A 20,531-nucleotide genomic window follows, 5' to 3' on the forward strand; every position below is an offset into this window, starting at 1 on the left:
CGATTATGCGGACAGCGGCGAAGACGCCAGGGCGCGCGCGGAACTGGACAAAATGCAGGCGCGGCTGGACTCGCTGGCCGAGCGCCAGTCGGGCGCGCTGTCCGTCACGCAGGGCGTGGCCGAGGCGCAGGCCGGCCGGCGCGCGCAGGTGCAGCGCGACATGGTGTCCGTTCTTTCCGACCGGCAGCTGCGGCTTGCCCTGCGGGCGGAGTCTTGCGGCGGTTATATCGGGCCGGAGATTCCTGCGGCCATGCGCGCGCTTGCGGGCGAGATCAGGGCTCTGAAAATCGGCGCCGCGCTCACTATTTTCGGCGGGGTGAAAAACGGGTTGTATGCGGTGTCGGTCACCACGCCTGCCGTGGCGGAGGAACTGCTTTCAATCCGGGCGGAACAGGACGCTGTGGGCGCGGAACTGGAAAAACTTTCCGACCCGCCGGTGCCGCCTTCGGATTCCGAGAAACAGCAGCTTGGGCTTGACGGCGCGCAGCAGCGCGCCATTCTCTCCGAAACCGAAGAGCTGGCCCGCTCCGCGCGCCGGTTCGCCGAAGAAGACGGCCTGCCGATTCCGCCGGAACTGGCAGGCAGGCTTGATGCCGCGTCCGCCGAGATGCGCGCGGCGGGCGAAAGGCTCGCCGCGTTTGATTCCACCGCCGCCGGCAGTCAGGCCCGCGCGCTTAAACTGCTTGAGGACGGGCGCGACCGGCTGGAGCGGACCCGCCGGGAAATGAGCAGCCGGAGTGCCGGCTATCAGTCTTCCGGCCGCAAACGCGAGGGGGCGCAGGGCCGCGAGAGCGCGGGGCGAGCCAGACTGCCGTCGTCGGAGGATTATCTGCCGCCGGCCGCGATACGGGAAAAAGCCATGCAGTCCATGCGCGAGGATTACCCGCGCGCGCGCGGCGAACTTATCAGGGAATACCTGCGCAGGCTTGCGCAGTAGCGGATTTTGGTGTATCGTACAAATGCCCGGTTTCCGGGTTCGTTTGCGGGTTGGCTTGCGCGGAACGGATTTTGATGCATTGGCAAACCGTCGGATTTATGCGCCGGGCCATGCGGCCGGAGCGGGAGATCAAGGAGAAGCTATGGCGTCACTTAAAGGAGTCATTACTGTAAGCTGCCCGCAGGACTGCGGCGAATTCGATGCCGAGGTGTGGACCCTCATCCGCGCCGATGAAGATCCTGATTTGAAGGATATGGTGCGCGGAGGCGAGCTAAATCTTGTGCAGTGTCCGGTTTGCGGCAAGCTGTTTTACGGATCCGTGCCGGTTGTCTATCTTGATCCGCAGGCGGATCTTTCGATTTTCGTGTTCCCGCAGGCCGGCGAGCATGGCGAGGTGGAACGGAAACTCCGCGAGGAATTCGCCCTGCTCAGGGACGGCCTTCTGCGCGAGCTGAAAATGCACGCCGAGCCGGTTGTGTTTTTCGGGGCCGAGCTTCTGAAGGAATTTCTGGTCAGTGAGCAGTTTCTGCGTGACGAGAGCGATATAATAGAATACGCCGCGCGCGAGCTTGGGCTGGAAACCGTTATGCTTGCGCCCGCCCGGGCGCGCGAATGTGACTGGCCTTACCGCGTGCCCGCGCCCGGAGGCAGGCGGACTGCGGCGGCGGTGCTGCCCGCGTGCGACAAGGTGCTGGCTGGCTACCCGGCGCTTGCGCGGCTGGCGAAATTCCGGGCCGCGCTGGAGAAAGATCCGAAACTGGACAGGGAACTGGCATGATCAGGGTCCCGGCGGAATACTGCGCCCTGCTGGCTGACATCGGAGCCTGCGCCCGCGATAAAGGAACAAGCGCGTGGGCCGTGGGCGGCTGCGTGCGCGACTGGGCGCTCGGGCTCGCCACCAGGGATCTTGATATTCTCACCGAAGGGCCGGCTGAAGCGCTGGCGGGCCATGTGGCTGCGCGGCATGGCCTTGAATGGGAAAAATTCGGCCGGTTCGGCACCTGCCGGCTGACCTTGCCTGACGGAACCGGTATGGATTTTGCGCGCGCCCGCACCGAAACCTACGCCAAACCGGCCGCATTGCCGGAGGTGGAGTTTTCAACAGTCGAGCACGACTTGCGCCGGCGCGATTTCACGGTCAACGCCGCCGCCATGAACCTGCTGCCCGGCGCATTCGGAGCGGTTCTCGACCCCTTTAACGCAATTTCCGATGCCGCAGCCGGCCAGTTGCGGGTTTTGCATGACAGGAGTTTTGAAGATGATCCCACCCGGCTGTACCGGCTGATCCGTTTCGCTGGCCGGTTCGGCTGGGCCGCCGGGCCGGAAACGCTGGTTTTGGCGAAAAACGCGCTCACCGGGAAATATCCGGCCCGCCTGTCGAAATCAAGGCTGGGGCGGGAACTGCTCTGCATTTTAAACGAGCGTGCGGCAAAGGCGGTGTTTGCAAACCGGCTGGCGGACGAACTGTTCGGGTATATGGGCGAGGGAATCCGCTGGTATCCGGCGCTTGAGCGGCTTGAGCCGGATGAAAGCGGCTGCGCGCAGGAAGACAGCATTGCGTTCGATTATGAACGGCTGGGCGTGCTTGCGTGTTCGATGCCGGATGGCGCGCTGTTTCTCAAATCGCTGGGCCTGCGGCGCGAACTGTGCGCCGCGCTTGTAGAAACCGCGGCGGTCTGCGCCATGCGGGCCGCGCCGGAAAACAATCTCAGCCGGTCGCAAAAGCGCATTATCCGGGCCGTGTTTCCCGATCTGGCGGATAGCGCGCTCAAACGCCGGTTCGTGCGCGGACGCGACATAATGCAATACCGCATCATCGGCCCGCAGGTGGCCCGGCTTATAACCGAATACGCGCAGCTTCAGTGGCAGAACCGGTTTATAGACCGGCCCGCCGCGCTTGCCGCGCTTAAGGAACGGTTCCGGCCGGCCCGGTTTACTTAGGTTACAAAACAGGCATAACGCAATCTAATCCGCTCTGATTGTTTCATAATCCGGATGTATGTAATATTTCCGCAACACTTTGCGGATATACTAGTCAAAACATGCGGCGAGATATCGGCCCTGTGTTTTGGAGTTGTTTCTTTGTATCCATATTTCAAAAGGTCCGATGCTGCAGTCGGGTGCCGCAAACTGCAGCGGGGGCAATGCGGAGCGGTTTGAAGGTATTTCAAAAAGCGGGGAGCTGAGCGGAATTCAGTGAATGCGGACTAGTCACCGGGGGGTGGCTTATGAGGTCTATTCTGGTTGCGGAGGGAAGCGTGTTGCGCAGGGCCGAGATAGCGTCTGTGTTCGACAGGTGCTACCGCCTGATTCCGGCGGCATCGGCCGAGGAATTGTTGCCGCTTGTAGAAGAATTCAGTCCGGACGTGTTGCTTATCTGTCAGGAATTTGCGGGGAAGGACACGCTTTTGCTGGTCGAGAAAGCGAAAGCCCTTGTGCCGCATGTGATTGTGATAGTGGTGAGCGAATGCGGGGATATGGATTTTGCCGTTAACGCCCTTAAATCGGGCGCGGTTACCGTGATGACAGGAGTGCCTTCTCCTGATGTGCTGTATTCATCCGTGGCGGGCAAAATTCCGCCGGACGGCGATATTGGCGGCACAGATATGCCGTGGAAAATAAAAGGCTGCTGAGCGGTTTCTGCAAAAGGGAGCGGGGTTGTCCGGGGGGGCAGTGGGGTGCAAGGCGTATTCGTGGCGCGGGCGGCGTTTAAGCCGCCCGCGTTTTTTCACGGGTCAGACCAAATCCGCGCCGGCCCGGGTGCGCAACGGAATGCGGTTCGTGGTTTTTTCAGGAGCCGGCGCTGGTTTTGAAGGCGGTAACGGAGCGGTGTCCGTGTCTGAACACCGGGCCGGGGCGGCTGCCGAAAAGTGGCGGCCCGGTCCGCGAATATATAAAATATGGAACGCGTCGGTCTGCCGGGCGGAATGAATTGCCATGAAAAACTCTTATTCGCTTGCGGTAAAAGAACTGGAGAAATTCCATTATATGCCTGAGCCTGGCCGCATGCGGACCGACGAACTGGCCCGCGCGCTTGCCGCGCGCGGCAATCCCCAGCTGGCTTATGGCCGGGCGCAGGTAATCGGCACCAATGGCAAGGGCGCCGCGGCTTATTTCCTGGCCCGGATTTTAGAGGCGCACGGCGTTAAAACGGGGTTATACACCTCCCCGCATCTGGTAAGTTACTGCGAACGGATTGCGGCCGGCGGCCGGCGGATTTCGGAAACGGAGTTCGGCGCGCTGTATTTTTCCCTCAAACCGGTGTTCGAAAAATTCCGGCTGACCCAATTCGAGCGGCTTACCCTGATGGCGGCCGAGTTTTTCAAAACCGAGCGCGTGGAGTTTGCCGTGCTGGAAACCGGACTGGGCGGCACCGGCGACGCGGTTACCGCGCTGGCGGCTCCGCTGCTTCTGTATACTGCGGTCACGCCGGAACACAGGGATCTGCTTGGCCCGTCGCTCAGACAAATCGCCGGGGCGAAAGCCGGCCCTTTAAGCGCGGCGGAAACGGCTTTTTCCTGCCGGCAGCCTTTTAAATGCGTTGCCGCAATGTTGCGCGCGCGGGCGCGTTCCGGCGGCGCGTCGCTTGAGTTTTGCGTTCCGCCGGCGGAAATCACCCTGCGCCGGCGCGGCGTTTCATTTAAATTCGGGCGCCATGCGTACCGCATTGCGGTGTTTGGCGCGCCGGCTGCCTTGAACGCCGGACTGGCTTTGCGAGCCGCGGCGCATATTCTGGGCGCGCGTTTTAGGACGGCGTTTGCGCGGCGCGCGCTCGCGGGCGGGGTGTGGGAGTGGCGGCTGCAGGTGGTCCGGTATCCCGGCTGCAATCCGCTGCTGGTGTCGTGCGCGCATAACGACGCGTCACTGGACGCCGATCTCGCCGCGATAAAAGAAATGGCCGCCGCCGGCATTCTGCCCGGCAGAATGAGCGTGCTGTTCGGAGTGTCGGGAAACCGGGATTCAAGGCGTCTGCTGCGGAAAGCGGCGAAGGCGTTTGACGATATAACCGTCACCGAAGTGCCCGGCAGCGCGGGTGCGTTTGAAAAAATGCGCGGGCTGGCGCGCCGGCTGACCGGCGTGCGCGTGGTGAAAGACTGCCGCGCGGCGACCCGGCTTGTCGTCGGGCCGGAGCCGGAGCGCAAGAGGTTCGCGGCGGTTATCGGCTCTATTTATCTTGCGGGCGCGGCGCTGTCTTTTGCAGGCGGCGGAGCAGCAGGGAAAGACTGATTTTCAAAACCGGGTGTATTAAGTCCGGGTCAAGCTCGCACAGCGGGCCCAGCACGAAGGCGCGGTTGTGCGCGTCGTAGTGAGGCACCGTCAGTTCGGGCGTGTTTATGATTTCGTCGCCGTAAAAAATAATATCAATATCTATTGTGCGCGGGCCCCAGCGCAGAACGCGCGTCCGGCCCAGTTCCGCTTCCGTTTCAAGGGCCAGCGCCAGCAGCTGGCGCGCTGTCAGGGCGGTGCGGATTTTGGCCGCGCAGTTGAGAAAGGCGGGCTGGCCGGTCCGGCCGTAGGGCGCGGTTTCGATAAAGGAGGAAACCGCCAGAATTTCCACGCCGTTTTCTCCCAGCCGGACGAGCGCGGAGTCCAGCATTGCGCGGCGGTCGCCCAGATTTGAGCCGAGGCTTAAGTAGGCCGCAGGCATAGTTCCGCCGTCATTCTGGCGGCGCCGGCGTTTTCCGCCACGTCATGCACGCGCGCGATATGCACGCCGTGCGCCGCCAGCCACGCGGTAACCGCCAGCGTGCCGGCCAGCCGGTTTTCCGGCGGCAGCGGCGCGCCGGGCGCGCCGAGCGTCTGGCCGATAAAGGTTTTGCGCGACGCGCCGACAAGCACCGGCGCGCCCAGCTCAGTGAACCGGCCGATATTGTGAAGGATCGCCAGATTATGTTCGCGCAGCTTGGCAAATCCGATGCCGGGATCAAGAATCACTTTATCCGGGCCGATGCCGCGGGCCGCCGCGAAGTCACGCCGTTGCCGCAAATAATCCAGCACTTCGGAAACGGGGTCCCGGTAGACCGCATTGCGCTGCATGTCGCGCGCCGGGCCGCGCGTATGCATGAGCACGACCGGCGCGCCGGTTTCGCGCACTGTTTCCGGCATTAGCGGGTCAAACGACATGGCGCTTATGTCGTTGATGATATCCGCCCCGGCGTTTATGGCGGCGCGCGCGGTGGCGGCTTTATAGGTGTCCACGGAAAGCAGCGCGTTCGGAAAACGTTTTTTGATCGCGCTGGCGGCGGCGGTCACGCGGGCCGTTTCAGTGGCCTGATCCACCCGCTCGGCGCCCGGCCGGGTGGATTCGCCTCCGATATCCAGAATATCCGCCCCGGCGGCCAGCATTTCCTCCGCTATGGCGGCGGCGGTTTCGGCTGACCGCGCGCGGGAGCCGGCGTAAAAGGAGTCCGGCGTAATATTGATTATCCCCATAATCAGCATGGAACGGTAATGCAGCATGCGTCCGTCCGCCAGAACGGTTTTCAGACCGGGTTGCCCGCCGCTCATGGTTAGCGGCCTTTGCGGTACACAATGCCGCTGGTGGCGGTTTCCCACAGTTCGATTTCCAGCAGCTTGAGCTTGCGCGCGCGGAACGCGGGCGCAAGCCGGTCCCAGATCCACATGGCGAGATTCTCCGCGGTGGACTGCGCCACCGTGTCGTTCAGATAATTGTGGTCCAGTTTTTCTATCACCAGTTCGCCGACGAGGGCTTTCACGTCGGTGAAATCCATAACCATGCCGTCGCGCGGGTGCGGTTTGCCTTCCAGTTTAACGACCAGCTGATAGGTGTGCCCGTGCAGACGTTCGCACTTGCCTTTGTAACGGACCAGATTGTGCGCCGCGTCGAAAGTGAATTTTTTTATAAGGATCATGTTTTCTCCGGTATGCCAAACGGCGGCAGGGTTAATATAGCATTTTGCCCGCCGGCCGCATAACCGCCTCAATATATAATATCAACGGTAAAAATGTTAAAATAAACGCTATGCAGACAGAAAGTTTCTTCGTTCAGCTGCCAGTGCTGATATTCTCCATCGTGTGCCACGAATACGCGCACGGCTATATTGCGGCGCGCCGGGGCGACGACACGGCGGGGCTCATGGGCAGGCTTACCCTCAATCCGCTGCCGCATGTGGATCCGATCGGCACTATAATAGTGCCGGTTATCGCGTTTTTCAGTTCCATTCCGGCAATCGGCTGGGCCAAGCCGGTGCCGGTGAACCCGCTGCGGCTGGAAAGCCCGCGGCGCGACATGATGTGGGTGTCGCTGGCCGGCCCGCTTACGAATTTCGCGCTGGCGGGCTTGTTCGCCTTGTTTTTCAAACTTACGCTGGTCGCCGTGGGGATGCTGGGTATGGCGCTGACGTCAGGCAGTCTCGCGGTGCTGATTCTCAAAAGCGCGTATTACGGCGTACTGATCAATCTGGTGCTGGCGTTTTTCAACCTTATCCCGCTGGCGCCGCTGGACGGTTCGCATATTCTGGCGGCCAAACTGTCGGGCGGCGCGCTGGAAAAATACGCGCGGATCAACCAGTACGGCCCGTGGATACTGATCGGCCTGCTGTTCACCCACGGGCTGGACCTTATCCTGCGCGTGCCCATCGCGCTGGCGATGTGGGTTTTTTCCGCGCTGCGCATTTTTTCACCTTAGGAGCTGGCATGGAACAGAAAGCGAAGATTGTGTCGGGCATGCGGCCGACGGGCCGGATCCATCTGGGCAATTACTGGGGCGCGCTGAAAAACTGGATCGCGCTGCAGGATAAATACGACTGCGCTTTTTTCGTGGCTGACTGGCACGCGCTGACCACCGGCCATGAGGATACCGCCGCGCTGCGCGCCAACGGGCGCGGCATGGTCATTGACTGGCTGGCCGCCGGGTTCGACCCGGACAAAAGCGCGCTTTACCGCCAGTCCGACGTGCCGGAAATAGCGGAACTTGCGCTTTTGCTTGGAATGTTCACGCCGCTGGGCTGGCTGTTGCGCAATCCCACTTTCAAGGAACAGCTGGTCGAGCTTTACCGCCAGCGGTACGCCGGGCAGGACGAAAAAGCCAGTTCCGGCAAGGCCATGCAGGCGCTGGGTTCGGCCGCGGGGGTGGAGAGCGAGGCGGAGCTGTCGGCGATGACCGAGTTCGCGACCGCCGGGTTTCTGGCTTACCCGGTGCTGATGACCGCGGATATCATTATTCATAAAGCGGAGTTCGTGCCAGTCGGCAAGGATCAGATCGCCCATGTCGAGATCGCGCGCGATATCGTGCGCCGGTTTGACGATCTTTATGGCGGGCAGGTGTTCCCGGAACCCAGGCCGCTGCTTACCGAAAGTGCGCGGGTGCCGGGGCTGGACGGGCGCAAAATGTCGAAATCCTACCGCAACGCAATAGAAATGGGCGAGGAGTCTGACAGCCTGCGCGGAAAAGTCATGGCGATGTTCACCGATCCGAACAAAAAAGGCCTTAAAGATCCCGCCAATCCTGACGGATGCGTTGTGTTCGCTTTTCACCGGCTTTATAATCCGGCCCATGCCGTCCGGGAAACGGAGTGCCGGGCCGGCTCGCTCGGCTGTGTGGCGTGCAAGAAACATCTGTTTGAGCTGATGGAACCGGCAATAGCGGCGTTCCGGGCGCGCCGCGCGGAAGTGGAAAAGGATCCCGGCCGGGTGGATGCAATTCTGGAGGCCGGCGCTGTCCGCGTGCGCGATACGGTGCGCGGTACTATGGAGCAGGTGCGCCGCGCCATGCGCATCAGATAGCGCCTATGCTCAATATTCCGGCGATGGATGTGCATATAGACATTTTCGAAGGCCCCATGGACCTTCTGCTGCACCTTATCCGCAAGAACAATCTTGATATTTACGATATTCCCATAGCGCAGATTACCAGAGAATACCTTGATTACATCGAGGCGATAAAGGAACTGAATCTCGAAGTGGCGGGCGAGTTTCTCGTAATGGCGACCACGCTGATGCAGATAAAGACGCAGATGCTTTTGCCTTCGCAGGCGGCGCCTGGCGAGGAGGAAGGGCCGGACCCGAAGGCCGATCTTATCCAGAAGCTCGCCGATTACCAGAAATTCAAGGAAGCCTCCAGATTTCTCAATGACCGGTTCGAGGTGTTCAAGGACGTGTATTACCGGGGCAGTCCGGTGTTTTCCGATTCCGACAAAGTGCTCAATCTGGAAATGGTCGAGCTGATGGAGGCCGTCAAGCGCGCCTTCACCCGGATCGGGACGGAAGCGGACCGGATAATTTCAGGCGAAACCTTTCCGATTGAAAAGCGCATGGACCGCATTCTCAACATGCTGCGGGCGCGCGAATGGATCCTGTTTGACGATGCCTTCGCGCCGGAAACCCATAAAATGGGTGTTATCACCTGTTTTATGGCGCTGCTGGAACTGATGAAACTGAAAAAGCTCATCACCCGGCAGGACGAGCTGTTCGGCGAGATCAGGGTGTACCGGCGGCCCGTTGAAGACGCCGCCCGCGAGGAAGCGGAACAGCGCGCCTGGGCCGAACAGCATAACGCGCAGGAGCGCGCCGCGCGACAGGAACCGGGCGCGCCGTCGCCTGATCAGGCCGGCGGGGCCGGTCAGTAACGGATTTCAAGGGCAGTTGTTATCGGGAGTCATAATGTTTTCAGACCAGGACGAGGAAAAAGAAGCCGCGCTGGAGCAGGACTCCGCGCGGGCGGACGAAGCGGCCGTTCAGGCTGAGCCCGCGGCGGAAGCCGCTGCGCCGGACGCGGAACCTGCCGCCGGGCAGGCGGAGGCCGCCGTTGACGCGATTGAAAGCATAACCGAGGCGGAGCTTCGCAGGATTATCGAAACGGTGCTGTTCATAACCGACAAGCCGGTTCCGCTCGGCAAGATCTGCTCCGTGGCGGAAGTGAATAACGCCGATTTTGCGCTCGGGGTGATCAAGAAGATCCAGAAGGAGTATCTGGAGTCGGGCAGTTCCGTGCAGATTATCGAGGTGGGCGGCGGATACCAGATGTCCACCAAGCCGGAGTTCGGGCGCTGGGTGCGCAGGCTGTACGGGGAACGGATGTCGGCGAAACTGTCGGCGGCCGCGCTGGAAACCCTGGCCATAGCGGCTTACCGCCAGCCGATAACGCGCGCGGAAATGGAAGCCGTGCGCGGCGTGGACGTGATCGGCCCGCTGGAAACGCTTATCGAGCGCGGCATAGTGAAGGTGGTGGGCCGCAAGGAAACGATCGGGCGGCCGCTTTTATACGGCACTACCGCCGAATTTTTAAGGCTGTTCGGGCTGGCGGGCCTCAAGGATCTGCCTACGCTGGAATCGTTCGGGATAGACACTTCGGCGCTTGATGAGAACAGGCAGCCGGAGCTTTTCGAACTGCCTGAAAACACCGTGGAAGGGCTTAACGCCGAACTGACCCGGGCCGTGGCGGAGAATTCGGTTCCGGCGGATGAAAACCTGACCGAGCTGGAAATTGCCGCCCGGTCGGCCGGCGAAATGGGGCAAGCCGGCGCTGAGGATCCGCCCGCCGGGTCCGCAGCCGGGCCCGGCGAAGAACAGGCGGCGGGGGGTGTTTCATCCGGCGAAAGCGGCGGGGAAACCGACTCCGCCGGCCGGCCGGATGACGGCGGCCGCCGGCACTGCGCCGACGAACAGGAATAATTTGACAGCATTGCCGGAGCCATTATGCCAGAGTTCAGGAAAGATCCCGTAATAGGGCGGTGGGTGATAATCGCGTCGGAACGGGCGTTGCGCCCGTCGGATTTTCCGCACGCGCCGCAGTTTAACGACGATGCTTCCAAATGCCCTTTCTGCGCCGGGCATGAGGCGATAACGCCGCCGGAGATAATCGCCTATCATCCGCCCGGGCGCGAGAAAAACAAGGCCGGCTGGTGGGTGCGCGTGGTGCCGAACAAATATCCCGCGCTGCAGATCGGCGGGGATATGGAGCGCGAGGGCGAGGGCATGTACGACCGGATGAACGGAGTCGGCGCGCATGAAGTTATCGTGGAAACGCCTGACCACCGGAGCCACTGGGCCGACATGCAGATCAAGCAGCTGGAGGACGTGCTGTGGGCTTACAGGGACCGCATGACCGATCTGAAAAAAGACCGGCGGTTCAAATATATTCTGGTTTTCAAGAATTACGGCAAATCGGCGGGCGCGTCGCTCAGCCATCCGCATTCGCAGATCATAGCGATGCCGATGGTGCCCATCCGGGTGGCTCAGGAAATGGAGGGCGCGCAGCGGCATTACGGGTTTAAGGACCGGTGCATTTTCTGCGACATGATCAAAGAGGAAATCCGGTCGGCCCGCAGGATTGTGGGCGAGTCGGACGGGTTTATCGCGTTCGAGCCGTACGCCAGCCGCTTCCCGTTTGAAACGTGGGTTCTGCCGAAAGCGCATAAAGGGCATTTCGACGCGATCACCGGCGACGAGTCGCATGAGCTGGCGCTCATTCTCAAGCAGGTGATGGCCAAACTGCGCGATACGCTGCAAGATCCTCCGCTTAACCTGCTTATACACACCACTCCTGTTCAGGACGCGGAATGCCCGTATTACCACTGGCATATGGAAATCATGCCGAAGCTGACCCATGTGGCCGGTTTTGAATGGGGCACCGGCTGCTACATCAACGCGGTCGCGCCGGAACGGGCCGCCGAGCTTTTAAACCTCCGTCTGGCGGGGAATCACGGAAAGGAGTAGACAAATGAATATTCTTCTGGCGGCAAGCGAGGTTTTTCCGTTTTGCAAGACCGGCGGGCTGGCTGACGTCGCAGGCGCGCTCGCCCAGGTGCTGGCGCGGTACCGCGGCCATAAAGTGGCGGTGTTTCTGCCCCGCTACCGCAACATAGGAGGGGGCAATTTTTCATTGAAATCGCTGCCGGGTACATTCAATATCCCGGTAGGGACCGGACGGATCGAAAAGGCCGCCCTGTCCTATATGGAGTGGGGCAAGGTAAGCGTTTATTTCGTGCATAACCCCCATTATTTTGACCGGACGGGGCTGTACCGCACTCCGGCGGGCGATTTCCCGGATAACGACGAACGGTTCATGTTTTTTTCGCGCGCCGTGCTTGAAGGCGCGAAATTCGCGGGGTTCAAGCCCGACGTGATCCACTGCAACGACTGGCAGACCGCGCTTATCCCCGCCTATCTCAAAACGCTTTACAGCATAGACGCGTTTTACGCGCGCGCCGCTTCGGTGCTGACAATTCACAACATGGCGTTTCAGGGTATATTTCCCAAGCCCGCCTATTTCAAGGCGGGGTTCGGCTGGGCCGACTATACTCCCGAACGGATGGAGTATTATAATGGGTTCAATTTCCTCAAAGCGGGGCTGGTTTACGCGGATATGGTTTCCACGGTCAGCCCCACTTATTGCCGCGAGATCTCCGAATCGCCGGAAAAGGGACGCGGGCTGGAAGGCGTTATCCGCGCCAGGGGAGCCGACTGCGCGGGCATTCTCAACGGAATAGACACGGAGGTCTGGGATCCTGAATGGGATTCGTACCTGCCGCGCGGCTACGACGTGAAATCTTTTGAGAAAGGCAAACTGCTCGCCAAACAGGCACTGCATAAAATGTGCGGGCTGGAGTACAGCGCCGATACGCCCTGCGCGGGCGTGGTTTCGCGGCTGGATTACCAGAAAGGCATAGACCTTGTTGTAAAAGCTGTTGAAAGCTACGCCGGGCGGATGAAATTTTTTATTCTGGGGACAGGCAACCGCGCGCTGGAGGAGCAGGTGACGGGTCTGGCAAAGCGGTTTCCCGGTTCGGTTTTCTACCTTAACGCGCATGACGAAGCGATGGCGCACCGGATTTATGCCGGCTGCGATCTGTTCCTGATGCCTTCCCGCTTCGAGCCGTGCGGACTGAGTCAGCTGATCGCACTGCGTTACGGCACTCTGCCGGTCGCTTCGCGGACCGGTGGGCTGGCCGATACTGTGCGCGGTTATGCCGACGACTCCAACCCCAACGGGTTTTTTCTGCGCCGTATTGACGAATCCGCTTTCGCGGATGCGCTCGCGCTCGCGCTGGCCCTATATAAGGACAGCAAAAAATGGAGCACGTTTGTGCGTACCGCGATGAAAGGCGATTATTCCTGGGATTTGTCAGCCAGGCAGTACCTGCAGCTTTATGAAAGCGCGGTGGCGAAAGCCAGAAAGTAGGTCTTTCGGGCAGTATGGCGCAGGGCCTTTGGGCTATTGTGCGGTTTCCGGTCCCGGTATAGAATTGTATTGAGGCTGATTCCGTTGTTTTGCGGGCGGGGCAGGTGTGTCTGCGCGAAGGTTATATTACGGAACGTGCCGCGAATTTAATGACCGGAAAAACGACTGTAACGATCGGTTTGCTGCTGGCTGCCGCGATCTGCGCGCACGCCGGGCCGGGTGCTGCCGGAAAAACGGCGGCCGATCAGTCCGGCCGAAGCGGAACCGGATCGGCGCGTCTTCCCGCCGATGCTGAACTGCAGGATTTTGCCGAGCTGAATTTCGGGTATATGACGCCGCCGCAGGACTCCGGACGCAGTGCGGGCAAGTCCGCCGCGCCGGCCAAAACCGGGCGCGCGCCGGAATTTCGGGATGCCTATGCTCCGCCGGCGGCACTTGTGGCCAAGCCGAAAATTCCGGCTGAAAAGAAACCGGCCGGCAGAACGGATTTTTATCTGCCGGAGCTGGATATCGCCGGGGAAACAATAAATGCGGCACATTTTCAGCCGGCTGTAGCGGTTTTGCGCGTGCCCGGCGACGGTAGTGCCGGGTCTGGCAAGACTGCGCGGACGGGCTTGAAAAATTCTGTCACGCCGGCTGTTCTGGAGCCGGAATATGAACGGCCTGTTTCGATCGAGCCTGATATGGCCGGTCATTCCCGCAGGAAAATCCGGTTTCCGGCGGAACAGAAATCCGTTGTCGCTCCGGGTTATGTAATTCTGAAATCTTCGGTGCAGGGCGGGTCAGGCGGCCGGCGTGCGCCGCAGGAAACGGGGCCGGCCGAATTCGGCGCGCTGCTTAACGAGCTGAACGGTGCCCGGCTGGCGCGGTTTTCACAGGGCGCGCGGGTCCGCCGGTATTTGTACGGAAATGATTTCCGGGTTCGCACGGTTTACGATACCGGAGCTTTAGGCGCGCCGGTGGCGCGTGCACAGGCATCGGATGCGGCGGGGCACGGTACGCCGTTTTACCGGTTCGCCACGCTTGCCGTTGATATGACGGCGGCGCGTGAAAACGGCGGTTTGGGCAATTATGTGCGGAAAATTACGGACGCGAGCGGTTTTTTGCCGGACGAAAGGGATTTGGACGCCAGTCCGGACGGTGAAATCGCTCTGGTGCGCGGCTGGCTTCCTCCCAAAAAAGCCGCCGTGTTGCGAAAGTCGGGGCTGGTCAGGAGTGTGCGGGTCGGCAAGCGGGCGTGTGATTTTGAGCCCGGGCAGACGGCCTATACGATGCCGGTAGTTCTCACGATCAGCGTGCCGGCCAGATACCGGGTCGCGGAATTTGTGGAAACCGCGCTTGGGCGGCTGCATCGTCATGCGGGGTTTTCATGGCGGAAAACATTGTCCGCCGACAAAGCCGCAGTGCCGGATCTTGGCGGTGAAACAGCGTATGTCGTCAGAGTGGCGGGCAGGCTGCCGTTTGACGCTTTCCGGCGCGCCGCCAGTTATCCGTTTGTGCAGGATATCGAGCCCGCGTCAATACAGCAGGCCCGCAGATTATAAACGAGGCATAATCCTGGCACGGCATTTGTGACCGGCCTTGCGCCGGTCCGTGTGCGGCGCAGGTTCCGCAGGGCCGGCGGCCGCAGCGGGTTTGGCCGGCAGGACAGTTTTTGCGCCGCTTCCGTTACGCCGGCGTTCCCTCCGGCCGGGAACAGACTGCTTTTATGACGCCTGCTTGAGCGCGGAGCAAAGCTTCTCCCGCTGCCGTTACCGTAATAAAGGTGTTTGCCGGGCGGTTCCGTTTTTACCTGGCACAGCGGTTCGGAATGCCAGCGTTTTCTGCGGCGGCTCCGGTTGCAACCGGGGCCGCCGCAAACATTCAAGGGTGTCCGGCGGCATTTGAATGCTTACATTGAATGGTTAAATTTATATAATAAAAGTATGGCTGAAATCAGTGGTACGGGCCGTAAAGAAAATTCCGAAGCGGTTTATTATCAGGCCGCGCCGCCCCCGCCGCCTGTAGCGGGCGAGGGCGCGTCCTGCCCAGGCCCGCGCGGCAGGTTTTTTAAGGGCCTTACCCGTGTGGTTCTGCGGGGACACCGGGTGATGTTTCTGCTGTCGCTGTGTCTGTTCCTGCTGGCGCAGACCGTGCTGTTTTTCAGGGGTCAGGCGAAACTTATCACGGCGATGCTCAAGGATGATCTGAAAATCCTGCTTATAGTGGACGACAACGTTCCCGATTCCCGGATAAAATCGCTTGAAAGCAAACTTTTCGCGCGCGACCATGTCACCTATGTCAAGTTCGTTTCGCGGGATGAAAGTTTCGCGCTGGTCCAGCGGCAGGACCCGGAGCTGGCGCAGACCGTGCTGACGTTCGGGCAGAACCCGATGCCGCGCTATTTCAGCATCAAGGCCGACGATACCGCGCTAAGCAATATCGGCATGTGGATGCAGTCGGCGATAATGGGCCGGGTTGAGGGTATTTCCGGGGTTTCCTATAACCCGGACGCGGTGTACGCGCTTTTGCAGGCGGAGTTTTACAGCGGGCTGCTGTCAATGGTTATCGCGATTACGGCGATAGCTATCATACTGCTGGCGTTTTTTGTGGAACTGAGCGCGGCAAAGCACCTGCCGCTGGATTATAAATTCGGGCAGGCGGTCAGCTGGATGCTGTCCGGTTTTCTGGGCGCGATAAGCGCATGGGCGATTTTGTGGGTGATGGTTTATCCGATGAAGCACCTGAGCCCGATGTGGTGGAGCGCGCCGGTGTTGTGGCGGCAGGCCGGCATGCTGGCCTGCGGAGCCGTGCTGGGCTGGACAATGTTCCGATGGAAAGAAACCCGCTAGTATTTTTATTGCTGTCCTGTTTTCTTCTTTCTCCGGCCGCGGCGCAGGACGCCCAAACCCGGAGAGAGGAGCTGCGGCGCATTCAGGCTGAAGTGGATGCGCGCAGAAAAAAGCTTGACCTGTACAAGAAGCAGGAACAGGACATTAACCGCTACATCTCGTTTCTGGACAAGCAGAAGAACACAACCCTGCGGGAAAAGAACGATTTGAACCGGCGCATCGGCATGGTGCGGCGAAACATCGCGGAAACCCGCGGTCGGCAGAAAGTTTTCGCCACGGCCCAGCAGTACTGGCGAAGCGTGCTGGCCGGCGAGATCGCCGAATATGCCGTGCGGGAAGCCTCGGAGTTCCGGTTTTACGGGGAGGACCGGCTGGTTTCCCGGCTGTTTGTCGAAGCGGCCATTTTCAACAAAATCGCGCTGCATGAAAGCCTTGAATCCGAGAAGGCGAGCGCTGTCGAGAGCGCGGAAACGCTGGAGAAAAAGGACAGCGAGCTGAGCATCCATTCCAAGGCGCTGTCGAAGGAAGAGGCTGTACGGCGCAGGAAATACGAAGCGAAACTTTCCGAACTGCATCAGACCCGCGACAATTACAAAAAGACGATGCGCGAGCTGGATGACCTGCGCGCTTCGGCCCAGAGCCTGGTGAATTTTCTGGAAAAGTTCGAAGCGTCCGCCAACGCGGCGCTCAGGAAGAAAAAAATCACGTCCTCCGGCGAAATTCCGCTGGCGGGCCACAGCCTGCCGTGGCCGGTTGAAGGCGATATTGTAGGTTCGTACGGCCGCGAGCCGGTGCCGGCGTTGAAAACCTGGATAAAGCGCGACGGCATTATCATCTCCGCCGAACGCGGAACGCCGGTTCTGGCGGTCGCGCCGGGTTCGGTGATTTATTCGGGCCCGTTCCGGTCGTACGGCAATGTGGTCATAGTTTCGCATGACGACAGCCAGTATTTTACGGTTTACGGTTTTCTGGAAGATATCATGGTGGCGCGCGGCACGGCGGTGAATACCGGCGCGGCCATAGCGCGGGCCGGGCTCGACACAATGACGGCTTCGCTCAAGCAGACCGACGCCAAAAGCGCGGTCTATTTTGAAATCAGGGCGGGCACGCGCGCCGTTGACCCCGTGAAATGGCTTAAAAAAAGCAATTAGGCTTAGCGGACGGCATGGCGTCCGGAGCGGCGTTTTTATGAAAACTTATACGCGCAACGGCGGCGGGCTGGATTTTCGGACAAAGTTGTTGCCAACGGAGAACTTATGTTAAAAGGCAGAACCGGCAAATATATCGCGCTGGCAGCCGGTGTGGTGGCTGTCAGCATGCTTGTTTCGAGCGCGCGGTCGGCGGTGGACCAGAGCTATGAGAAACTGAAGGTACTTATACAGGTGCTCCGCATAGTGCAGGACAATTATGTGGACGAAACCGATTCCAACAAGCTGATTTACGGCGCGGTAAAAGGCGTTGTGCGGGAGCTGGATGATTTTTCGCAGTTTATGGAACCCGAAACAAACGCCAAGGTCAAAAGCGACACCGAAGGCGAGTTCGGAGGGCTGGGCATCACCATCACCACGCGCGACGGATTTGTTACCATAGTCACGCCGCTGCCCAATACTCCCGCTTACGCGGCGGGCATCCAGCCCGGCGACAAGATTGTGGCCATCGAGGGCGAGAGCACGCAGGATATAACCGCCGACGATGCCGTGAACAAGCTGCGCGGCAAGATAGGCACAAAGGTGAAAATCACGGTTGCGCGCGAGCCGGCGCAAAAGGACGGCGAATGGATCCGGCAGGACTATGAGCTGGTTCGCGCCAAAATAGTGCCCGAAACCGTGCAGTACCGGCTGATGGACGGCAATATCGGCTATATCCACATAATTGATTTTTCCGGGCACGCCGTGGAAAAAACCGCCGAGGCTTTGTCCGAGCTGAAAAAACAGGGCATGCAGGCTCTGGTTCTTGACCTGCGCTATAACCCCGGCGGGCTGCTGACGGCGGCGTGCGACATCTCGCGGTTTTTTCTCGACCGGAACAAGATGATAGTGTATACCAAGGGCCGCCGGCCGGAGAACTACCAGGAGTTTCGCAGCGACGCCGCCGCCCCGTATTCCGACCTGCCGCTTGTGGTGCTGGTCAACGGCGGCTCGGCGTCGGCCAGCGAAATAGTGTCCGGCGCGGTGCAGGACAACAAGCGCGGGATCATTATCGGTTCGCGGACTTTCGGGAAAGCGAGCGTGCAGTCAATAGTGCCGCTGGTGGACGGTTCGGGCCTGCGGCTTACCGTGGCGCGGTATTACACGCCGTCCGGCAAATCAATCCACCGCGATCCGAAAAACGACACGGGCGGCATCACCCCTGATATCGAGGTGAAGGTTGACCGCGACGCGATGGTCAGGATTTTCGAGCAGTACAGCAAGATCTACAAGCCGGGCAAGGAGGAAAAACCGGGCGCGGATTCCAAAGCCGCGAAAGAACCCCCGGCCGGCGGGGAAGTTAAAAACGGCGCCGCCAAACCCGGCGCCGGTAAAGACGGCAAACCTTTTACGCCCGCCGCGAAGAAAGATGAAAAACCGGCTGTGCGGGACGAAGCGCTCGACCGAGCGGTGGAAATACTCAAGGCGCGCGCGGTGTTCGCCAATCTCAACTCCGGAGGCAAGGCGCTTTAGCCGGGCCGGCCCGCGCGGCGGGCGGCGCGGCTTCGCGATTTATGCGCATTCTGGGGATCGAAACCACCTGTGACGAAACCGCCGCCGCCGTGCTGGAAGACGGGCGCAGGCTGCTTTCCAATAAGGTGTTTTCGCAGATCGGCCTGCATAAGAAGTATAACGGGGTGGTGCCGGAGCTGGCCAGCCGAGCCCATACCGAAAAAATAGCGGAAGTGATAGGGGCGGCGCTGTCCTATCCCGGCAGCGGTTATGAAAGCGGCGGAGCGCTTTCCGCCGGTTCGAACCCGCCGGTTGACGCGGTGGCGTTCGCGCGCGGGCCGGGCCTGCCGGGCGCGCTGCTTGTGGGCAAAGTGGCGGCGCACGCGGTGGGGGAAATGTTTGGCGTGCCGGTTATCGGGGTCAACCATCTGGAGGGACACATTTTCGCGTGCGAACTGCGTTCGGATTCAAGCGCCGCGCCGCTGGAGTATCCGCTTGTCGCCTTGACGGTTTCGGGCGGGCATACCGAGCTGTGGCTCATGCGCGGGCCGGGCCTGTACCGGGTGCTGGGCCGCACGCGCGACGACGCGGCCGGAGAAGCGTTCGATAAAATAGCCAAACTGCTTGATTTGGGCTATCCGGGCGGGCCGGTGGTTGAAAAATACGCCGGATCGGCGGTAAAACGGGATATCGAGTTCCCGCGGCCGCTGCTGCCGGGCACATGGGATTTTTCTTTCAGCGGGCTTAAAACCGCGGTCAGCTATTATTTGCGGGACTGCAAGCGGCGCGACCCGGCCGGAATATGTTCGGCTTTTCAGACGGCGGTGGTGGAAACTCTTGCGGTAAAGGCCGTCAAGGCGGCGCGCCATTTCGGCGTGAAGCATATAGCCGTGGGCGGCGGCGTGTCCGCCAACTCCGCCCTGCGCCGGACTCTGGCCGAACGCGCGGCCCGGCATGGCATAACGGCGCGGTTTGTGGAACGCCGGTTCTGCACCGATAACGGCGCGATGATCGCGCTGGCGGCGCACAAAAAGCTGTCGGCCGCGATCTGCCGGGACAGGTCGGTGCGGGTCAATCCCGATCTTCGAGGGAGGAGCTGGGCGTTGTGATACAGTTCTGGGCTTTGCCCAATTCCGGTCTTGCCAGCGGGTCCGATCTGCGCGCTCTGCTGGACCGGTATGCCCCGCAGCACGCCGGCGGCATCGGTGTGCGGATCGTGAACCGGGAAACGATGTGGCGAATGCTTTTCAAGTACCAGCGTGGTTCGGAAACCGAGGAGTTCCCGGATATTATCGAACTGCCGCATTACTGGACGCCGCTTTTTGCCGGCATGGAAGTGCTGGCTTATCTGGGCGAGGCCGGAGTGGAGTTTGACGCGTCGCGCTGGATCGGGCCGCTGGCGGAACACTGCATTCACCGGCGCAAGCGGCTGGCGTGCAGCCTGCCGTGGATAATGGACGTGAGCGCGCTGCATTACCGGGTGGACCATATGCGGGAAATCTCGTCCGACCCGGATAAACTGCTCTCCGACTGGGACGGCCTGATCACGGCCTGCCGCCTGCTTATTGACCGGCGGCGCGGCGCGCGCGGCTATTGCCCTATTGAAAATTCCAATTTGCGCGGCACCGTCACGATCCGGGACATGCTGCCTTCGATCTGGAACAACGGCGGCAGCCTGTTCTCGGCCGATAACAGCCGCAGTGCGCTTTACCGCGAGGAAACGCTGCGCGGGATCGAGCAGTATCTGGACCTGTTCATAGCGGGCTATATGCCGCTTCTGCAGGAGAAAGGCTCGCGCGGCACCATGCTTGACGGGCGCGCCAGCCTGTGCATTTCGCGGCGCAAGGGCGACGCGGTTTTCATGGCCGACGGAACGGAGCCGTTTCCGCTCAAAACGGTGTCCATTCCGGGCGGTATTTTCGGATCGCACCGTTTTCTGTCCAGCGATAACCTTCCGGTGCTCAGCCGCTCGCCGCAGTTTT

At 60.7% G+C, this 20,531-nt stretch carries 20 protein-coding genes; 17 read left to right on the forward strand and 3 right to left on the reverse strand.

What is annotated here, in order from left to right:
• The 5 genes from PHW69_05660 to PHW69_05680 all read left to right on the forward strand — a co-directional run.
• The coding region (locus PHW69_05660) for a hypothetical protein (GenBank protein ID MDD4004675.1) at nucleotides 1-937 on the forward strand (937 nt) is incomplete at its 5' end.
• A gap of 142 nt (nucleotides 938-1,079) precedes the next feature.
• A complete protein-coding gene (locus PHW69_05665) occupies nucleotides 1,080-1,715 on the forward strand; it encodes a CpXC domain-containing protein (protein MDD4004676.1) in 636 nt (211 codons plus the stop codon).
• Complete coding sequence (locus PHW69_05670; GenBank protein MDD4004677.1) at nucleotides 1,712-2,878, forward strand: hypothetical protein; 1,167 nt, start codon at nucleotides 1,712-1,714, stop codon at nucleotides 2,876-2,878. Before PHW69_05665 ends, PHW69_05670 begins: the two co-directional genes overlap by 4 nt.
• Before the next feature lie 287 nt (nucleotides 2,879-3,165).
• On the forward strand, nucleotides 3,166-3,570 hold the full coding sequence (locus tag PHW69_05675) for a response regulator (GenBank protein MDD4004678.1): 405 nt from the start codon (nucleotides 3,166-3,168) through the stop codon (nucleotides 3,568-3,570).
• A gap of 304 nt (nucleotides 3,571-3,874) precedes the next feature.
• A complete protein-coding gene (locus tag PHW69_05680) occupies nucleotides 3,875-5,164 on the forward strand; it encodes a hypothetical protein (protein ID MDD4004679.1) in 1,290 nt (429 codons plus the stop codon).
• On the opposite strand, the gene folK is transcribed toward PHW69_05680, so the two are convergent.
• The 3 genes from folK to queD are packed head-to-tail and all read right to left on the reverse strand — an operon-like array spanning nucleotide 5,103 to nucleotide 6,810.
• A complete protein-coding gene (folK, locus tag PHW69_05685) occupies nucleotides 5,103-5,585 on the reverse strand; it encodes a 2-amino-4-hydroxy-6-hydroxymethyldihydropteridine diphosphokinase (protein MDD4004680.1) in 483 nt (160 codons plus the stop codon). The two genes, PHW69_05680 and folK, sit on opposite strands and share 62 nt — an antisense overlap.
• Nucleotides 5,567-6,445 (reverse strand): dihydropteroate synthase, encoded by an 879-nt coding sequence (gene folP, locus PHW69_05690; protein MDD4004681.1) that lies wholly within the window; start codon nucleotides 6,443-6,445, stop codon nucleotides 5,567-5,569. Before folP ends, folK begins: the two co-directional genes overlap by 19 nt.
• A gap of 2 nt (nucleotides 6,446-6,447) precedes the next feature.
• Nucleotides 6,448-6,810: a 6-carboxytetrahydropterin synthase QueD gene (queD, locus tag PHW69_05695; protein ID MDD4004682.1), complete on the reverse strand. Its 363-nt coding sequence runs from the start codon at nucleotides 6,808-6,810 to the stop codon at nucleotides 6,448-6,450.
• A 110-nt stretch (nucleotides 6,811-6,920) separates the two neighbouring features.
• Between queD and PHW69_05700 the strand changes: the two genes are divergently transcribed.
• From PHW69_05700 to PHW69_05755, 12 genes are all read left to right on the forward strand, one after another.
• Entirely contained in the window at nucleotides 6,921-7,586 is a 666-nt protein-coding gene (locus PHW69_05700; GenBank protein MDD4004683.1) for a site-2 protease family protein, read from the forward strand.
• Nucleotides 7,587-7,594: 8 nt separating this feature from the next.
• On the forward strand, nucleotides 7,595-8,683 hold the full coding sequence (gene trpS, locus PHW69_05705; GenBank protein MDD4004684.1) for a tryptophan--tRNA ligase: 1,089 nt from the start codon (nucleotides 7,595-7,597) through the stop codon (nucleotides 8,681-8,683).
• A gap of 5 nt (nucleotides 8,684-8,688) precedes the next feature.
• Nucleotides 8,689-9,525, forward strand: a complete 837-nt coding sequence (locus PHW69_05710; GenBank protein MDD4004685.1) for a segregation/condensation protein A — start codon at nucleotides 8,689-8,691, stop codon at nucleotides 9,523-9,525.
• A gap of 34 nt (nucleotides 9,526-9,559) precedes the next feature.
• On the forward strand, nucleotides 9,560-10,570 hold the full coding sequence (gene scpB, locus PHW69_05715; GenBank protein MDD4004686.1) for an SMC-Scp complex subunit ScpB: 1,011 nt from the start codon (nucleotides 9,560-9,562) through the stop codon (nucleotides 10,568-10,570).
• Between the two features lie 24 nt (nucleotides 10,571-10,594).
• On the forward strand, nucleotides 10,595-11,614 hold the full coding sequence (gene galT / locus PHW69_05720) for a galactose-1-phosphate uridylyltransferase (protein MDD4004687.1): 1,020 nt from the start codon (nucleotides 10,595-10,597) through the stop codon (nucleotides 11,612-11,614).
• Between the two features lie 4 nt (nucleotides 11,615-11,618).
• Nucleotides 11,619-13,079, forward strand: coding sequence for a glycogen/starch synthase (locus PHW69_05725; GenBank protein ID MDD4004688.1), 1,461 nt, complete (start codon nucleotides 11,619-11,621; stop codon nucleotides 13,077-13,079).
• A gap of 149 nt (nucleotides 13,080-13,228) precedes the next feature.
• Complete coding sequence (locus PHW69_05730) at nucleotides 13,229-14,623, forward strand: hypothetical protein (protein MDD4004689.1); 1,395 nt, start codon at nucleotides 13,229-13,231, stop codon at nucleotides 14,621-14,623.
• A gap of 381 nt (nucleotides 14,624-15,004) precedes the next feature.
• Entirely contained in the window at nucleotides 15,005-15,910 is a 906-nt protein-coding gene (locus PHW69_05735; protein ID MDD4004690.1) for a permease-like cell division protein FtsX, read from the forward strand.
• Nucleotides 15,892-17,061 (forward strand): peptidoglycan DD-metalloendopeptidase family protein, encoded by a 1,170-nt coding sequence (locus tag PHW69_05740; GenBank protein ID MDD4004691.1) that lies wholly within the window; start codon nucleotides 15,892-15,894, stop codon nucleotides 17,059-17,061. The genes PHW69_05735 and PHW69_05740 overlap by 19 nt, the downstream gene beginning before the upstream one ends.
• A 105-nt stretch (nucleotides 17,062-17,166) precedes the next feature.
• Nucleotides 17,167-18,570 (forward strand): S41 family peptidase, encoded by a 1,404-nt coding sequence (locus PHW69_05745; GenBank protein ID MDD4004692.1) that lies wholly within the window; start codon nucleotides 17,167-17,169, stop codon nucleotides 18,568-18,570.
• 41 nt (nucleotides 18,571-18,611) lie between these two features.
• Nucleotides 18,612-19,658: a tRNA (adenosine(37)-N6)-threonylcarbamoyltransferase complex transferase subunit TsaD gene (gene tsaD, locus PHW69_05750; protein ID MDD4004693.1), complete on the forward strand. Its 1,047-nt coding sequence runs from the start codon at nucleotides 18,612-18,614 to the stop codon at nucleotides 19,656-19,658.
• Nucleotides 19,655-20,531, forward strand: an 877-nt coding sequence (locus PHW69_05755; protein ID MDD4004694.1) for a hypothetical protein, incomplete at its 3' end; no start/stop codon positions are given. The genes tsaD and PHW69_05755, both read left to right, overlap by 4 nt.

Source organism: Elusimicrobiaceae bacterium (assembly GCA_028700325.1).
In the GTDB taxonomy this organism is placed as follows: Bacteria; Elusimicrobiota; Elusimicrobia; order Elusimicrobiales; family Elusimicrobiaceae; genus JAQVSV01.

Coding starts and splice junctions, on each gene's coding strand:
- PHW69_05665 (MDD4004676.1), top strand. CDS start 1,080: ATGGCGTCACTTAAAGGAGTCATTACTGTAAGCTGCCCGCAGGACTGC.
- PHW69_05670 (MDD4004677.1), top strand. CDS start 1,712: ATGATCAGGGTCCCGGCGGAATACTGCGCCCTGCTGGCTGACATCGGA.
- PHW69_05675 (MDD4004678.1), top strand. CDS start 3,166: ATGAGGTCTATTCTGGTTGCGGAGGGAAGCGTGTTGCGCAGGGCCGAG.
- PHW69_05680 (MDD4004679.1), top strand. CDS start 3,875: ATGAAAAACTCTTATTCGCTTGCGGTAAAAGAACTGGAGAAATTCCAT.
- folK (MDD4004680.1), bottom strand. CDS start 5,585: ATGCCTGCGGCCTACTTAAGCCTCGGCTCAAATCTGGGCGACCGCCGC.
- folP (MDD4004681.1), bottom strand. CDS start 6,445: ATGAGCGGCGGGCAACCCGGTCTGAAAACCGTTCTGGCGGACGGACGC.
- queD (MDD4004682.1), bottom strand. CDS start 6,810: ATGATCCTTATAAAAAAATTCACTTTCGACGCGGCGCACAATCTGGTC.
- PHW69_05700 (MDD4004683.1), top strand. CDS start 6,921: ATGCAGACAGAAAGTTTCTTCGTTCAGCTGCCAGTGCTGATATTCTCC.
- trpS (MDD4004684.1), top strand. CDS start 7,595: ATGGAACAGAAAGCGAAGATTGTGTCGGGCATGCGGCCGACGGGCCGG.
- PHW69_05710 (MDD4004685.1), top strand. CDS start 8,689: ATGCTCAATATTCCGGCGATGGATGTGCATATAGACATTTTCGAAGGC.
- scpB (MDD4004686.1), top strand. CDS start 9,560: ATGTTTTCAGACCAGGACGAGGAAAAAGAAGCCGCGCTGGAGCAGGAC.
- galT (MDD4004687.1), top strand. CDS start 10,595: ATGCCAGAGTTCAGGAAAGATCCCGTAATAGGGCGGTGGGTGATAATC.
- PHW69_05725 (MDD4004688.1), top strand. CDS start 11,619: ATGAATATTCTTCTGGCGGCAAGCGAGGTTTTTCCGTTTTGCAAGACC.
- PHW69_05730 (MDD4004689.1), top strand. CDS start 13,229: ATGACCGGAAAAACGACTGTAACGATCGGTTTGCTGCTGGCTGCCGCG.
- PHW69_05735 (MDD4004690.1), top strand. CDS start 15,005: ATGGCTGAAATCAGTGGTACGGGCCGTAAAGAAAATTCCGAAGCGGTT.
- PHW69_05740 (MDD4004691.1), top strand. CDS start 15,892: ATGGAAAGAAACCCGCTAGTATTTTTATTGCTGTCCTGTTTTCTTCTT.
- PHW69_05745 (MDD4004692.1), top strand. CDS start 17,167: ATGTTAAAAGGCAGAACCGGCAAATATATCGCGCTGGCAGCCGGTGTG.
- tsaD (MDD4004693.1), top strand. CDS start 18,612: ATGCGCATTCTGGGGATCGAAACCACCTGTGACGAAACCGCCGCCGCC.